Annotated in this window: 13 protein-coding genes; 8 read left to right on the forward strand and 5 right to left on the reverse strand. The window is 59.6% G+C overall.

Annotation, left to right across the window (positions count from 1 at the left end):
• Positions 1 to 2 precede the first annotated feature (2 nt).
• Genes prpC through G9Q84_RS10910 form a run of 3 tightly spaced genes read right to left on the reverse strand, consistent with a single transcriptional unit; the run spans position 3 to position 2,773 of the window.
• Positions 3 to 1,130, reverse strand: a complete 1,128-nt coding sequence (gene prpC / locus G9Q84_RS10900) for a bifunctional 2-methylcitrate synthase/citrate synthase (protein ID WP_032887571.1) — start codon at positions 1,128 to 1,130, stop codon at positions 3 to 5.
• Between the two features lie 42 nt (positions 1,131 to 1,172).
• Entirely contained in the window at positions 1,173 to 2,066 is an 894-nt protein-coding gene (gene prpB, locus G9Q84_RS10905) for a methylisocitrate lyase (RefSeq protein WP_015885362.1), read from the reverse strand.
• Positions 2,063 to 2,773, reverse strand: a complete 711-nt coding sequence (locus tag G9Q84_RS10910) for a GntR family transcriptional regulator (RefSeq protein WP_032887568.1) — start codon at positions 2,771 to 2,773, stop codon at positions 2,063 to 2,065. Before G9Q84_RS10910 ends, prpB begins: the two co-directional genes overlap by 4 nt.
• Positions 2,774 to 3,044: 271 nt before the next feature.
• Here G9Q84_RS10910 and rloA point away from each other — a divergent pair, with 271 nt between their 5' ends.
• The 4 genes from rloA (at position 3,045) to pabB (ending at position 7,545) form a co-directional block, all read left to right on the forward strand.
• On the forward strand, positions 3,045 to 3,578 hold the full coding sequence (rloA, locus tag G9Q84_RS10915; RefSeq protein WP_181643287.1) for a retropepsin-like aspartic peptidase RloA: 534 nt from the start codon (positions 3,045 to 3,047) through the stop codon (positions 3,576 to 3,578).
• 5 nt (positions 3,579 to 3,583) lie between these two features.
• Positions 3,584 to 5,116 carry an osmotic stress tolerance membrane protein RloB gene (gene rloB, locus G9Q84_RS10920; RefSeq protein ID WP_032887564.1) on the forward strand — a complete coding sequence of 511 codons (1,533 nt, stop codon included), beginning with the start codon at positions 3,584 to 3,586 and terminating at the stop codon, positions 5,114 to 5,116.
• Positions 5,116 to 6,102, forward strand: coding sequence for an alpha-L-glutamate ligase-like protein (locus G9Q84_RS10925; protein ID WP_032887562.1), 987 nt, complete (start codon positions 5,116 to 5,118; stop codon positions 6,100 to 6,102). The genes rloB and G9Q84_RS10925 overlap by 1 nt, the downstream gene beginning before the upstream one ends.
• A 99-nt stretch (positions 6,103 to 6,201) precedes the next feature.
• Entirely contained in the window at positions 6,202 to 7,545 is a 1,344-nt protein-coding gene (pabB, locus tag G9Q84_RS10930) for an aminodeoxychorismate synthase component I (RefSeq protein ID WP_122757043.1), read from the forward strand.
• A gap of 90 nt (positions 7,546 to 7,635) precedes the next feature.
• On the opposite strand, the gene thrH is transcribed toward pabB, so the two are convergent.
• On the reverse strand, positions 7,636 to 8,253 hold the full coding sequence (thrH, locus tag G9Q84_RS10935; RefSeq protein WP_032887558.1) for a bifunctional phosphoserine phosphatase/homoserine phosphotransferase ThrH: 618 nt from the start codon (positions 8,251 to 8,253) through the stop codon (positions 7,636 to 7,638).
• 151 nt (positions 8,254 to 8,404) lie between these two features.
• Here thrH and G9Q84_RS10940 point away from each other — a divergent pair, with 151 nt between their 5' ends.
• The 3 genes from G9Q84_RS10940 to G9Q84_RS10950 all read left to right on the forward strand — a co-directional run bounded on the left by G9Q84_RS10940 (position 8,405) and on the right by G9Q84_RS10950 (position 11,881).
• Positions 8,405 to 9,139, forward strand: a complete 735-nt coding sequence (locus G9Q84_RS10940) for a phosphoadenylyl-sulfate reductase (protein WP_032887556.1) — start codon at positions 8,405 to 8,407, stop codon at positions 9,137 to 9,139.
• 470 nt (positions 9,140 to 9,609) lie between these two features.
• Entirely contained in the window at positions 9,610 to 11,139 is a 1,530-nt protein-coding gene (locus tag G9Q84_RS10945) for an NCS1 family nucleobase:cation symporter-1 (protein ID WP_032887554.1), read from the forward strand.
• A gap of 13 nt (positions 11,140 to 11,152) precedes the next feature.
• Positions 11,153 to 11,881, forward strand: coding sequence for an aspartate/glutamate racemase family protein (locus tag G9Q84_RS10950; protein ID WP_032887552.1), 729 nt, complete (start codon positions 11,153 to 11,155; stop codon positions 11,879 to 11,881).
• Between the two features lie 51 nt (positions 11,882 to 11,932).
• Here G9Q84_RS10950 and G9Q84_RS10955 read toward each other — a convergent pair whose 3' ends face one another.
• Positions 11,933 to 12,856 (reverse strand): LysR family transcriptional regulator, encoded by a 924-nt coding sequence (locus tag G9Q84_RS10955; RefSeq protein ID WP_122757044.1) that lies wholly within the window; start codon positions 12,854 to 12,856, stop codon positions 11,933 to 11,935.
• Between the two features lie 126 nt (positions 12,857 to 12,982).
• Between G9Q84_RS10955 and G9Q84_RS10960 the strand changes: the two genes are divergently transcribed.
• Entirely contained in the window at positions 12,983 to 13,729 is a 747-nt protein-coding gene (locus G9Q84_RS10960) for a 3-oxoacyl-ACP reductase family protein (RefSeq protein ID WP_032887548.1), read from the forward strand.
• The last annotated feature ends 123 nt before the right edge of the window (positions 13,730 to 13,852 follow it).

The following is a 13,852-nucleotide window of genomic DNA, read 5'->3' on the forward strand; positions in this document are numbered from 1 at the left end:
CTTCAGCGACGTTCGATTGGCACGAACTTGCGCTGTTCGACGCCGGTGTACTCGGCGCTTGGACGGATGATGCGGTTGTTGGCGCGTTGCTCGAATACGTGAGCTGCCCAGCCGGTAAGGCGCGAGCAGACGAAAATCGGCGTGAACAGCTTGGTCGGAATACCCATGAAGTGATACGCCGAGGCATGGTAGAAGTCGGCATTAGGGAAGAGTTTTTTCTGTTCCCACATGGTCTTGTCGATGGCTTCGGAGACAGGGAACAGCACGGTGTCGCCCACTTCGTCAGCGAGTTTTTTCGACCAGCCCTTGATCACTTCATTACGCGGGTCGTTGTCTTTGTAGATCGCGTGGCCGAAGCCCATGATCTTGTCTTTACGCGCCAGCATGCCGAGGGTGCCTTCGACAGCCTCCTCTGCCGAACCGAAACGCTCGATCATTTCCATCGCCGCTTCGTTGGCGCCGCCATGCAGCGGACCGCGCAGGGAGCCAATGGCGGCAGTGACGCAGGAGTAGAGATCGGACAGGGTCGAGGCACACACGCGAGCGGTGAAGGTCGACGCGTTGAATTCGTGCTCGGCGTAAAGGATCAGCGAGACGTTCATGACCTTCTCATGCAGCTCGCTCGGTTTCTCGCCGTGCAGCAGGTGCAGGAAATGACCACCGATACTCGGCTCGTCGGTCACGCAGTCGATGCGCTTACCGTCGTGGCTGAAGCGGTACCAGTAACACATGATTGCCGGGAAGGCGGCGAGCAAGCGGTCGGTGACATCGCGCTGCACGCTGAAGTCTTTTTCCGGCTCGATGTTGCCCAGGAACGAACAACCGGTGCGCATCACGTCCATCGGATGGGCGTCGGCGGGGATGCGTTCCAGCACTTCCTTGAGCGCTTGCGGCAGGTCGCGCAGCTTGCTCAGCTTCTGGCTGTACGCAGCCAGTTCGGCTTTGGTCGGCAATTCGCCGTACAGCAGCAGGTAGGCGACTTCCTCAAACTGCGCATCGGCAGCAAGTTCGCGAACATCGTAGCCGCGGTAGGTCAGGCCGGCACCGGCCTGGCCCACGGTGGACAGTGCAGTTTGCCCGGCGACCTGGCCACGCAGGCCGGCGCCACTCAGTACTTTTGCTTCAGCCATGGTTTTTCTCCAATTTTGTCGTTATTCAGGGAGACGTGTTCGTCACTTCTTCGCGGCGAACAGCGCGTCGAGCTTCTGCTCGAAGGTGTGGTAGTCGATGCGATCGTAAAGCTCCATGCGGGTTTGCATGGTGTCGATCACGTTCTGTTGGGTGCCGTCGCGACGGATCGCGGTGTAAACGTTCTCAGCGGCCTTGTTCATGGCGCGAAAGGCCGAGAGCGGATACAGCACGATGGAAACATCAGCAGATTTCAACTGTTCGGTGGTGTACAGCGGCGTCGCGCCAAATTCGGTGATGTTGGCCAGGATCGGCGCTTTCACACGGGCGGCGAACAGTTTGTACATCTCCAGTTCAGTAATGGCTTCCGGGAACACCATGTCGGCGCCGGCTTCGATGCAGGCGGCGGCGCGTTCCAGGGCGGACTCCAACCCTTCGACGGCCAAGGCATCGGTACGCGCCATGATCACGAAGCTGTCATCGGTGCGCGCATCCACGGCGGCCTTGATGCGGTCGACCATTTCCTGCTGGGACACGATTTCTTTATTCGGGCGATGGCCGCAGCGCTTGGCGCCGACCTGGTCTTCGATATGAATCGCGGCGGCACCGAACTTGATCATCGATTTGACGGTGCGCGCCACGTTGAACGCCGAGGAGCCAAAGCCGGTGTCCACGTCCACCAACAGCGGCAGGTCGCAGACGTCGGTGATGCGACGCACGTCGGTGAGCACGTCATCCAGGCCAGTGATGCCCAGGTCGGGCACGCCCAGGGAACCGGCCGCCACGCCCCCGCCTGACAGGTAGATCGCCTTGAAGCCAGCGCGCTTGGCCAGCAGCGCGTGGTTGGCGTTGATTGCGCCGACTACCTGCAACGGCTGTTCACTGGCGACTGCGTCACGGAAACGCTGGCCGGGTGTGCTTTTATTGTTCGAACTCATGACTCACCTCTATCAGGGGCGCCGTCCGGGAAGTGACGGGCAATGTTGCGTTTGGACGCGCCGATATGACGGCGCATCAGCAGTTCGGCCAGTTCACCGTCGCGATCGGCAATCGCGTCAAGAATGCGGTGATGCTCGGCAAAAGCCTGGCGTGGACGATTGGGGGTGGTGGAGAACTGGATGCGGTACATGCGCACCAACTGGTACAGCTCGCCGCAGAGCATTTGGGTCAGGGTGCGGTTACCGGCGCCTTGAATTATCCGGTAATGAAAGTCGAAGTCGCCTTCTTGCTGGTAGTAGCCGACGCCGGCCTGGAACGCAGCATCCCGTTCGTGGGTGTGCAGCACTTGGCGCAGCTCTTCGATTTCGGCGTCGGTCATGCGCTCGGCGGCAAGGCGGCAGGCCATGCCTTCCAGAGATTCGCGGATTTCATAGAGTTCGATCAGCTCGGCGTGGCTCAGGGACACGACCCGCGCGCCCACATGGGGCACGCGCACCAGCAGGCGCTGGCCTTCCAGGCGGTGAATCGCCTCACGCAACGGGCCACGGCTGATGCCGTAGGTGCGGGCCAGTTCCGGTTCGGAGATCTTGCTGCCGGGGGCGATCTCGCCTTTGACGATGGCGGCCTGGATGCGCCGGAAAACGTTCTCCGACATCGTTTGGGATTCGTCCGACACGACTATCGGAGCTTCAGGCTGAACCAGCATATTGTCGACACCTTGAAAAGCAATGCCGCAAAAACTAGCCAATCAGACCTAGATAGTCAAAGAATAAATACACATTGTCGACAATCGTCTAATAACCCTTGTTGCACGCGCTCGGAGCATGGCCGCCTGCCAGCGGTGGCGCCAAAAAAGCATCATGTTAGAATGCCGCCGCATTTGCCTGACATCGCTTGATGAAACGGCGCACGAGGGAGTTTGCGCAGCAATGCCAGTCGCCTTGAATTGAACATCGCACTGCACCGCCTCAGGATCTATGAGACTCAAGCCCTTCCCCCTGTTTTGCCTACTGTTCATCCCCGGCCTTGGCGTTGCCGCCGAGAAGACCGTGTATGGCCTCAATGAATATGCCCAATTGGCTGGCATCGACCTTGAAGTGGCCGCCAAGCTGGACACCGGCGCCAAGACCGCCTCCCTCAGCGCCCGTGATATCAAGCGCTTCAAGCGCAACGGCGAATCCTGGGTGCGCTTCTATCTGGCCATCGACACCGCCCATTCCCACCCCATCGAACGGCCCCTGGCCCGCGTCAGCAAGATCAAGCGCCGCGCCGGTGACTACGACCCCGATGAGGACAAGAACTACACCGCCCGTCCAGTGATAGCCCTGGATATCTGCATGGGCACCGCTTTACGCAGCATCGAAGTGAACTTGACTGACCGCAGCGCATTCCAATATCCGCTGCTGATCGGCTCCGAAGCGTTGAAACGCTTTGATGCGCTGGTCGACCCCAGTCTTAAATACGCAGCAGGCAAACCCTCCTGCGCCGCCGACGCTCATACCGCCGAGTAAACCGAATGCGCTCTCTTACCCTGCACCTGAAAATCCTGATCGCCATCCTGGTGGTGCTGGGTATTTCGGTCACCGCCTACCAAATCTTCGTGCTGGGCATTCCTGTCACCGAGGACGCGACCGACGATTTGTGGAACATCGACGCCAAGGTCGAGTTCGTCGCCAATCCGAAGGACCCGGTGAAGATCCAGATGTTCGTGCCGCCCCTGAGCCGCGACTTCGTCAGCCTTAATGAGAGCTTTATCTCGAACAACTATGGGGTGAGCGTCAATCGTATTGACGGTAACCGTAAGGTCACCTGGTCGGCACGCCGCGCCAACGGCAACCAGACCCTGTATTACCGCCTGGTGCTGACCAAGCGTTACAGCGGTGAAAAAACCAAGATCAAAGGCCCAACGTTCCGCGATAGCATCGCGGTGGAAGGCCCGGAAAAAATCGCCGCCGAAGCCCTGCTGGCGCCGATCCGCCAGCATTCGGCCGACGTCGAAACCTTCATTACCGAAGCCATCAAGCGCACCAACAACCTCAACGACGACAATGTGAAGCTGTTGCTCGCCGGCGACCCGTCCACGCCGCACAAGGCCAAGATCGTCGAGTTGCTGCTGTCCATCGCCCACGTGCCGGTGGAAAAGGTCCACACCATCCGCCTGGTCGCCGACCAGCCGCAAACGCCCGAACTCTGGCTGCGCAGCTTTAATGGCAATGACTGGCTCTACTTCAACCCGGAAACCGGCGAACAGGGCCTGCCCAGCGACCGCCTGCTGTGGTGGACCGGCGATGAAAACCTGATCACGGTCGACGGCGGCAAGAAAGCCATGGTGACGTTCAGCCTGAACAACAGCGAAATGAACGCGATTCGCCTGGCCAAGCTGACGGATGAAAACACCGACGCCAACTTCCTCGAATACTCGCTGTACGGCCTGCCGCTGCAAACCCAGCAGACGTTCATGATCATGGTGATGATCCCGATTGGCGTGCTGGTGATTCTGATCCTGCGCAACCTGATCGGCCTGCAGACCCTGGGCACGTTCACGCCAGTGCTGATTGCACTCGCGTTCCGCGAGACGCAATTGGGCTTCGGAATCGTGCTTTTCACCATTATTACGGCACTGGGGCTGTCACTCAGGTCGTACCTGGAACACTTGAAGCTGCAAATGCTGCCGAGGCTGTCGGTGGTGCTGACCTTCGTGGTGGTGCTGATCGCGGCCATCAGTCTGTTCAGCCATAAACTGGGGCTGGAGCGCGGGCTGTCGGTGGCACTGTTCCCGATGGTGATCCTGACCATGACCATCGAACGCCTGTCGATCACCTGGGAAGAACGTGGTGCCAACCATGCGTTGAAAGTGGCGATTGGTACGTTGTTCGCTGCCTCCCTGGCGCACTTGATTATGAGCGTGCCGGAGTTGGTGTACTTCGTGTTCACCTTCCCTGCGATCCTCCTGATCCTGGTGGGCTTCATGCTGGCCATGGGTCGTTATCGCGGCTACCGCCTGACCGAGCTGGTGCGTTTCAAGGCGTTCTTGAAGGCTGATAAGTAATGTTCGGTTTCTGGAAGACCTGGAAAGCCCTGGAAGCGCGGGGAATCATGGGCATCAACCGGCGTAACGCCGATTACGTGCTCAAGTACAACAAGCGCAGCCTGTACCCGATCGTGGATGACAAGATCATCACCAAGGAACGGGCGATCGCGGCGGGTATCCACGTGCCGGAAATGTATGGAGTGATCTCCACCGAGAAGGAAATCGACAAGCTCGATGAAATTATCGGTGGGCGCAGCGACTTCGTGATCAAGCCGGCCCAGGGCGCCGGCGGTGACGGCATTCTCGTGGTGGCCGACCGTTTTGAAGGGCGCTACCGCACGGTGTCCGGCAAGATCATCAGCCATGAAGAGATCGAGCATCAGATTTCCAGCATCCTCACCGGCCTGTATTCCCTGGGCGGCCACCGTGACCGCGCGCTGATCGAGTACCGCGTGGTGCCCGACCAGATCTTCAAGAGCATCAGCTACGAAGGCGTGCCGGATATCCGCATCATCGTGCTGATGGGCTACCCGGTGATGGCCATGCTGCGGTTGCCGACCCGCCAGTCCGGCGGCAAGGCCAACCTGCACCAGGGCGCCATTGGCGTCGGTGTGGACCTTGCCACCGGCCTGACCCTGCGCGGTACCTGGCTGAACAACATCATCACCAAACACCCCGACACCACTAACGCGGTGGATGGCGTGCAACTGCCCAACTGGGACGGTTTCATGAAGCTGGCCGCCGGCTGCTATGAGCTATGCGGGCTGGGCTACATCGGTGTGGACATGGTGCTGGACCAGGAAAAAGGCCCGCTGATCCTGGAGCTCAATGCGCGGCCAGGGCTGAACATCCAGATCGCCAACGATTGCGGCCTGACCTTGCGCACCCACGCGGTAGAAGCACGACTGGAAGCACTCAAAGCCGCCGGCGTGACGGAAACCCCGGAAGAGCGGGTGAAGTTTGTGCAGGAAATGTTTGGGCATATTCCCCCCGTAGAAGGCTGATCCGGTCTTCGAACTGTCTATCGCCGACATCCCCTCTAGGAGCAAATCCTACAGGGGACTACAATCCCCTCCCCCGCGCCTTGGCTGATCCACCCTCGCATGTCGACCTGTTCAGTACACCCGCTGCCCTATCGGGCCAACCCCGCCGAGTATTTTGCGGCGATTCGCCATGCACCCGGCGCGGTCCTGCTCGACAGCGGCCGACCTGCTGCCGAACGCGGTCGTTATGACCTGCTCAGCGCCTGGCCCGAGGCGACTCTTGCAGTGGATCCTGACGAAAGCGGCAGCAACTTCCTGCGGCGATTACGGAAAAACCTTTCACAGTTGGGTGAAGCGAAATTGCCCGACGGCTATGAGTTGCCGTTTGCCGGTGGCTTGATCGGCTACCTGAGCTACGACTTTGGCCGGCATTTGGAACAGCTGCCGCACTTGGCGGTGGATGATTTGCACCTGCCGGATGCGCGTTTTGGACTGTATGCCTGGGCGCTGATCAGCGACCACTTGGCACAGACCAGCCAACTGGTATTTCACCCGGCGCTGGCCGGTAGCGAACGGCAGCGACTGATCACGCTGTTCAGCGGTGACGCCGCCACCGCCCCTGCAACCTTCAAATTGCAGGGCCCCATGGCGCCGGATCTCAGCGTCGAGGCTTACCAGCAGGCCATTGAGCGCATCCAGGATTACATCCAGGCCGGCGACTGCTACCAGGTCAACTTCGCCCAACGTTTTCGTGCGCCGTGCAGCGGTGATCCTTGGGTCGCCTATTGCGCCTTGCGCGAAGCCTGCCCGACGCCCTTCTCCGGATTCCAGAGCCTGCCCAATGACGGCGCGGTATTGAGCCTGTCACCGGAGCGTTTCGTGCGCGTCAGCGAGCGCCAGGTCGAAACCCGCCCGATCAAAGGCACTCGCCCACGCGGTGTCACGCCTGAAGAAGACGCCGCCCACGCCACGGAACTGCTGGCCAGCCCCAAGGATCGCGCCGAAAACCTGATGATCGTCGACCTGCTGCGCAACGACCTGGGGCGCAGTTGCCGCACCGGCTCGGTGAGCGTGCCGGAGTTGTTCAGCCTGGAAAGCTACCCCAACGTGCACCACCTGGTGAGCAGCGTCATCGGCACACTGGCCGACGACAAAGACGCCCTCGACCTGATCGCCGGCAGCTTCCCTGGTGGCTCCATCACCGGCGCGCCGAAGATTCGCGCCATGCAGATCATCGACGAACTGGAACCCACCCGACGCGGCTTGTACTGCGGTTCACTGGTGTACCTGGACGTACGCGGCGAGATGGACAGCTCCATCGCCATTCGCAGCTTGTTGGTCAAGGATGGTCAAGTGTGCTGCTGGGGCGGCGGCGGGATTGTCGCGGATTCGCAGTGGGAGGCCGAGTATCAGGAGTCGCTGACGAAGGTGCGGGTTTTGCTGCAAACGCTGGAAGGGTTGTAGCAGGTAGACCTCTTGTGGCGAGGGAGCTTGCTCGCGTTGGACTGCGCAGCAGTCCCATTCCGGGGGCAAGCCCGCTCGCCACAATCCGCTTTAGAGGCTCAGCGACCGATTCGACGCCTTGATGAACTCTTTCTTCAAATCCTCAAACGTATGCACCGCCGGGAATTGCGGGAACTCGCGAATCACATTCTCCGGCGCATGGAACAGAATCCCACGGTCGGCCTCACCCAACATGGTGGTGTCGTTGTAGGAGTCGCCAGCGGCGATCACGCGGTAGTAAAGAGTCTTGAACGCCAATACCGACTGGCGCTTGGGGTCTTTCTGGCGCAGTTGGTAGCTCACCACCCTGTCGGATTCATCGGTGATGAGGCGGTGGCACAGCAGAGTCGGGAAACCCAGTTGGCGCATAAGCGGCTGGGAAAATTCGTAGAAGGTGTCGGACAGGATCACCACCTGAAAACGCTCGCGCAGCCAGTTGACGAACTCGATGGCGCCGTCCAAAGGCTTGAGCGTGGCGATCACTGCCTGGATATCGGCGAGCTTGAGCCCGTGCTCGTCGAGAATACGCAGGCGCTGCTGCATCAGCACGTCGTAGTCAGGAATGTCCCGGGTGGTGGCCCGTAGCGATTCAATACCGGTTTTTTCGGCGAAGGCGATCCAGATTTCCGGTACCAGTACCCCTTCCAGGTCGAGACAGGCAATTTCCACAAGACACTCCTATTGGATGTTGTTAGTTGAGCGAGCAAAAGGACTGCCGAACTCTAGCGATTCAAGCTCGCCGCCGCAACGCGGAGCGGATTTTGATACCATCGCTCCCCTATAGAGCGCTCAGCGCCACTGACCTGTAGGAACCGTCCTGATGAACCAAGCCTTCGACGTCGCTGAACTCGCCGCGACTTACGCCAACAAATCCGCCCAGGACATTCTCAAGCTGGCGTTCAGCCAGTTCGGCGATGACCTGTGGATCTCCTTCAGCGGCGCCGAGGACGTGGTGCTGGTGGACATGGCCTGGAAGCTGAACAAGAACGTCAAGGTGTTCAGCCTCGACACAGGCCGTCTGCACCCGGAGACCTACCGGTTTATCGAGCAGGTGCGCGACTTCTACAAGATCGACATCGAACTGATTTCGCCGGACCAGAGCAAGCTGGAGCCCTTCGTCAAGGAGAAAGGTCTGTTCAGCTTCTATAAGGATGGTCATGGCGAATGCTGCGGCGTGCGCAAGATCGAGCCGCTGCGCCGCAAGCTGTCGGGCGTGAGTGCCTGGGCCACCGGCCAACGCCGTGACCAGAGCCCTGGCACCCGCAGCCAAGTGGCGGCGCTGGAGATCGACACCGCCTTCTCTACCCCGGAACGCACCCTATACAAATTCAACCCGCTGGCGCAGATGAGCAGCGAAGAGATCTGGGGCTATATCCGCATGCTGGAGCTGCCGTACAACAGCTTGCATGAGCGCGGTTTTATCAGCATCGGGTGTGAGCCGTGCACCCGGCCTGTGCTGCCGAACCAGCATGAGCGAGAGGGTCGTTGGTGGTGGGAAGAAGCCACGCAGAAAGAATGCGGGCTGCATGCCGGGAACATCATCAGCAAGGCCTAAGGGCTGACGCGGTTAGAAAATGTGGGAGGGGGCTCGCCCCCGATAGCGGCCTGTCAGTCAACCTATGTTTGACTGGAAAACCGCTATCGGGGGCAAGCCCCCTCCCACATTTGTCTTGTGTTGAGTGTTGGAGATGTACACATACATGTAACCATCGGTGCCATTTATGTGTGCAATTCTTATTCGGCCGCACCATAACGTAACACCTATCCCCTCCCCTCGATTGGCCTGGCGAATCGCATACTGGCAACCCAAAAATAAATAGCTGTTCAGTCGGTCAATTTATATCTCTTTAAATTCAGCTATTTATTTAACCAACCTATAAAAACGAAATTACCCAGGACTTTCATAGATCCAAAACTGGCACGCATGTGGCTTAAGGTGAATTGCGCTTTGTATACAATAAATACAAAACATACATACACTTTGCCATCTGCCTCTTCCCGGCAGATATGCTGGAGCCTGCCGGAATGCGTACAAGCCTCTCGAACAATATCGCACTGGATCTGCCCTCCTCCGCCCTGAACCCGGACGCAGCATGCCCCGGCCCGTTAGTGCTCAGCCCACGCCTGCACAATAAAGACCTGGCGCCGACCAAGATCGAAGGCCGTCGATGGGGGCGCTACAGCATCTTTGCGTTGTGGACCAATGACGTGCACAACATCGCCAACTATTCGTTCGCCATTGGCTTATATGCACTGGGCCTCGGCGGCTGGCAGATCCTGTTATCCCTGGGGATCGGTGCGGCGCTGGTGTACTTCTTCATGAACTTGTCGGGGTATATGGGGCAGAAGACCGGCGTACCGTTTCCGGTCATCAGCCGTATCAGTTTTGGCATTCACGGCGCACAGATTCCCGCGTTGATCCGTGCGGTCATTGCGATTGCCTGGTTTGGTATCCAGACCTACCTGGCCTCAGTGGTTTTCCGCGTGCTGCTGACGGCAATTCATCCAGGGTTTGCCGACTATGACCACAACTCAATCCTCGGCCTGTCATCCCTTGGCTGGGCGTGTTTTGTGGCGATATGGTTCGTACAACTGGTGATCCTGGCCTACGGCATGGAGATGGTACGGCGCTATGAAGGCTTCGCCGGGCCGGTGATTTTGCTGACTGTGGCGTCGCTGGCCGGTTGGATGTACTTCCAGGCAGGCGGCAACATTGCCTGGTCGATCCGCGAACCGCTGAGCGGTGGTGAGATGTGGCGCAATATCTTTGCCGGCGGCGCGCTATGGCTGGCGATCTACGGCACGCTGATCCTCAACTTCTGCGACTTTGCACGCTCTTCGCCGTGCCGCAAGACCATCCTGGTCGGCAACTTCTGGGGCTTGCCGGTGAATATCCTGGTGTTTGCCGCGATCACCGTGCTGCTCTGCGGCGGCCAATTCCAACTCAATGGCCGGGTGATCGAAAGCCCGACTGAAATCATCGCGGCCATCCCCAATACCTTCTTTCTCGTGCTGGGCTGCCTGGCGTTTTTGATCGTCACCGTAGCGGTGAACATCATGGCCAACTTCGTTGCGCCTGCCTTTGTGCTGAGCAACCTGGCGCCCAAGTACCTGAACTTCCGCCGTGCGGGTCTGATCAGCGCCACCGTGGCTGTATTGATTCTGCCGTGGAACCTCTACAACAGCCCGCTGGTGATCGTGTATTTCCTCTCTGGCCTCGGCGCACTGCTAGGCCCGTTGTACGGGGTGATCATGGTCGACTACTGGCTGATCCGTAAAAGCCAGGTGGACGTACCGCAGTTGTATAGCGAAAACCCGAATGGCGTTTATTACTACAACCGTGGGGTGAATATGCGTGCAGTGGCGGCGTTTATTCCTGCGGCCATCATCGCCATCCTGCTGGCGCTGTTGCCGGGATTTGCCAGCGTCTCACCGTTTTCCTGGTTGTTTGGCGCCGGTATTGCAGGGTTGCTGTACCTGCTGATCGCCAAGCGCCAGCCGTTCTACGCCGATGTCAGCGGCGAAAGCATTGCCGTCGATAACGTCAGTCACTGAGTAAGGACCTTGCATGCGCATCCTCGTGGTCAACGTCAACACCACCGAATCCATCACTGAAACCATCGCCCAGCAAGCGCGGGCCGTGGCCTCGCCGGGCACTGAGATTGTCGGGCTTACCCCGTACTTCGGCGCGGAATCGGTTGAAGGCAATTTTGAGAGCTACCTGGCCGCCATCGCCGTGATGGACCGGGTGATGGCTTACGACCAACCGTTCGATGCGGTGATCCAGGCCGGCTACGGCGAACACGGCCGGGAAGGTTTGCAGGAGTTATTGAATGTGCCAGTGGTGGATATCACCGAAGCGGCGGCCAGCACGGCGATGTTCCTGGGCCATGCCTATTCGGTGGTGACCACCCTGGACCGCACCGTGCCGCTGATCGAAGACCGCCTGAAACTTGCCGGCCTGTACCAGCGCTGCGCTTCAGTTCGGGCCAGTGGCATGGCGGTTTTGGAGCTGGAAGAAGACCCGTTGGCCGCGATGGAAGCCATCGTGCGCCAAGCGGAACTGGCCATCCGCGAGGACAAGGCCGAAGTGATCTGCCTGGGTTGCGGCGGCATGGCCGGGCTGGATGAGCAGATTCGTCAGCGCACCGGGGTGCCAGTGGTGGATGGCGTGACGGCGGCAGTGACCATCGCCGAATCCTTGGTGCGGCTGGGGTTGTCGACGTCGAAGATCCGGACTTACGCGACGCCTCGGCCGAAGAAGGTCATTGGCTGGCCGACCCGGTTCGGCCGCTGAAAATCAAATGTGGGAGCAAGCCACCTCCCACATTTCGAGCTGCGTCTGGTTTTAGATTGCGCTGAACCTTTGCCCCAGTTTTTTTTCGGCAAACTGCTCAATGATGAAGCCCACAAACGCCCGGGTCTTGCCGGGCAGCAGTTTGTGCTCGGCGTAGTAGATGGAAATATTGCCGTCGTCGACGTACCAGTCGGGCAATACCCTTACCACCTCGCCGCTGTCGAGGAACGGCACGGCCATGGGCATGCTCACCAGCGCAATTCCCAAGCCTTGAGCGCTGGCGCGGCAGGCGGCTTCGGAGTCGCTCATGGTCATGCCGGGTTTGAGCACCAGCGGGCGGCATTCACGTTCGACACTGGTCAACTGCCAGGAACGGATACGCCCGGTTTGCGGTGAGCGGATCAGGATACCTTTGCACCGCGACAAGTCTTCAGGCTCGCGCACCGGTGGGCGTTGCGCCAGGTAACCCGGTGAAGCCACCAGCACCCGGTGCGCGGGCGTCAACTTGCGCGCCACCACGCCTTGGGGCAGTTCAAAACCGCCGCCAATCGCGGCATCAAAGCCTTGGCCGATCAGGTCCACCTGGCGGTTATCAAAATGCCAGTCCGGGCTGATATCCGGGAAACGCCGCATAAACTCCCCCAGCAGCGGCACCACATAGCGATTGCCGAACACCGTGCCCATGCTGACCTTGAGCGTACCCACCGGTCGCCCTTCGGCGCTGGCCAGGTTGGCGACGGCGTTCTGGATAGTGGTAAGGCTGGCGCTGACCTCTTCTAGAAACAGCTTGCCGGCTTCAGTCAGCGTGAGGCGCCGGGTGCTGCGCTGGAAGAGCCGCACACCGAGGCGCGCTTCCAGCTTGGCGACGCTTTTACCGACCGCCGCCGGGGTCAGGCTCAAGTGCCGCGCCGCTTCGGCAAAGCTGCCACCTTCGGCGCTGCGCACGAAGCATTCGATACTTCCAAAGCTTTCCATCACGCCCCACTCTAAACTTTTGGTTTACACAGACTATAGCAATCACGGTCTACCGGTAGGGCTGGGTGAAGTCGATACTCGGCTCCAACAACAAGGCAGCCTGCCTTGAACAGCCAGGAGATCGACATGACCACACTCAACCTCAGCGGCAAAGTCGCCTTGATTCAAGGCGGTTCCCGCGGTATCGGCGCCGCCATCGTCAAGCGCCTCGCCGCCCAAGGCGCAGCGGTCGCCTTCACCTATGTCAGCTCGGCCGCCAAGGCAGAAGAGTTGCAGAACAGCGTAATCAGCGCCGGCGGCAAAGCCCTGGCGATTCACGCCGACAGCGCCGATGCCACTGCGATCCGCAACGCGGTCAATACCACCGTGGAAGCCTTTGGCCGCCTGGACATCCTGGTGAACAACGCTGGCGTGCTGGCCATCGCACCGCTGGAAGACTTCAAGCTGGAAGACTTCGACCAAACCTTGGCGATCAACGTGCGCAGCGTGTTTATCGCTACCCAGGAAGCCGCCAAGCATATGGGTGAAGGTGGTCGGGTGATCAACATCGGCAGCACCAATGCCGAACGCATGCCCTTTGGCGGTGGTGGCCCGTACGCGATGAGCAAAGCGGCACTGGTGGGCCTGACCAAGGGGTTGGCGCGGGATCTGGGACCGAGGGGCATCACCATCAATAATGTGCAGCCTGGGCCGGTGGACACCGATATGAACCCGGCAAACAGTGATTTTGCCGAGAGCCTGATCGGGTTAATGGCGGTGGGACGTTATGGGCATGTGGAAGAGATTGCCAGTTTCGTGGCCTATCTGGCCGGACCGGAAGCGGGGTATATCACCGGTGCCAGCCTGACCATTGATGGTGGGTTCAGCGCCTGATTTTCTGAATCCCTGCAAAACCAAATTTTCTGAATCCCTGCAAAAACAAATGTGGGAGGGGGCTTGCTCCCGATGGCGGAGTGTCAGCCAGCTCAATGGTGACTGACACTCCGCCGTCGGGAG

This window comes from Pseudomonas sivasensis, assembly GCF_013778505.1.
Classification (GTDB): Bacteria; Pseudomonadota; Gammaproteobacteria; order Pseudomonadales; family Pseudomonadaceae; genus Aquipseudomonas; species Aquipseudomonas sivasensis.

Coding starts and splice junctions, on each gene's coding strand:
- G9Q84_RS10940 (WP_032887556.1), top strand. CDS start 8,405: ATGAACCAAGCCTTCGACGTCGCTGAACTCGCCGCGACTTACGCCAAC.
- prpC (WP_032887571.1), bottom strand. CDS start 1,130: ATGGCTGAAGCAAAAGTACTGAGTGGCGCCGGCCTGCGTGGCCAGGTC.
- G9Q84_RS10950 (WP_032887552.1), top strand. CDS start 11,153: ATGCGCATCCTCGTGGTCAACGTCAACACCACCGAATCCATCACTGAA.
- G9Q84_RS10945 (WP_032887554.1), top strand. CDS start 9,610: ATGCGTACAAGCCTCTCGAACAATATCGCACTGGATCTGCCCTCCTCC.
- G9Q84_RS10955 (WP_122757044.1), bottom strand. CDS start 12,856: ATGGAAAGCTTTGGAAGTATCGAATGCTTCGTGCGCAGCGCCGAAGGT.
- G9Q84_RS10960 (WP_032887548.1), top strand. CDS start 12,983: ATGACCACACTCAACCTCAGCGGCAAAGTCGCCTTGATTCAAGGCGGT.
- pabB (WP_122757043.1), top strand. CDS start 6,202: ATGTCGACCTGTTCAGTACACCCGCTGCCCTATCGGGCCAACCCCGCC.
- G9Q84_RS10910 (WP_032887568.1), bottom strand. CDS start 2,773: ATGCTGGTTCAGCCTGAAGCTCCGATAGTCGTGTCGGACGAATCCCAA.
- rloB (WP_032887564.1), top strand. CDS start 3,584: ATGCGCTCTCTTACCCTGCACCTGAAAATCCTGATCGCCATCCTGGTG.
- G9Q84_RS10925 (WP_032887562.1), top strand. CDS start 5,116: ATGTTCGGTTTCTGGAAGACCTGGAAAGCCCTGGAAGCGCGGGGAATC.
- rloA (WP_181643287.1), top strand. CDS start 3,045: ATGAGACTCAAGCCCTTCCCCCTGTTTTGCCTACTGTTCATCCCCGGC.
- prpB (WP_015885362.1), bottom strand. CDS start 2,066: ATGAGTTCGAACAATAAAAGCACACCCGGCCAGCGTTTCCGTGACGCA.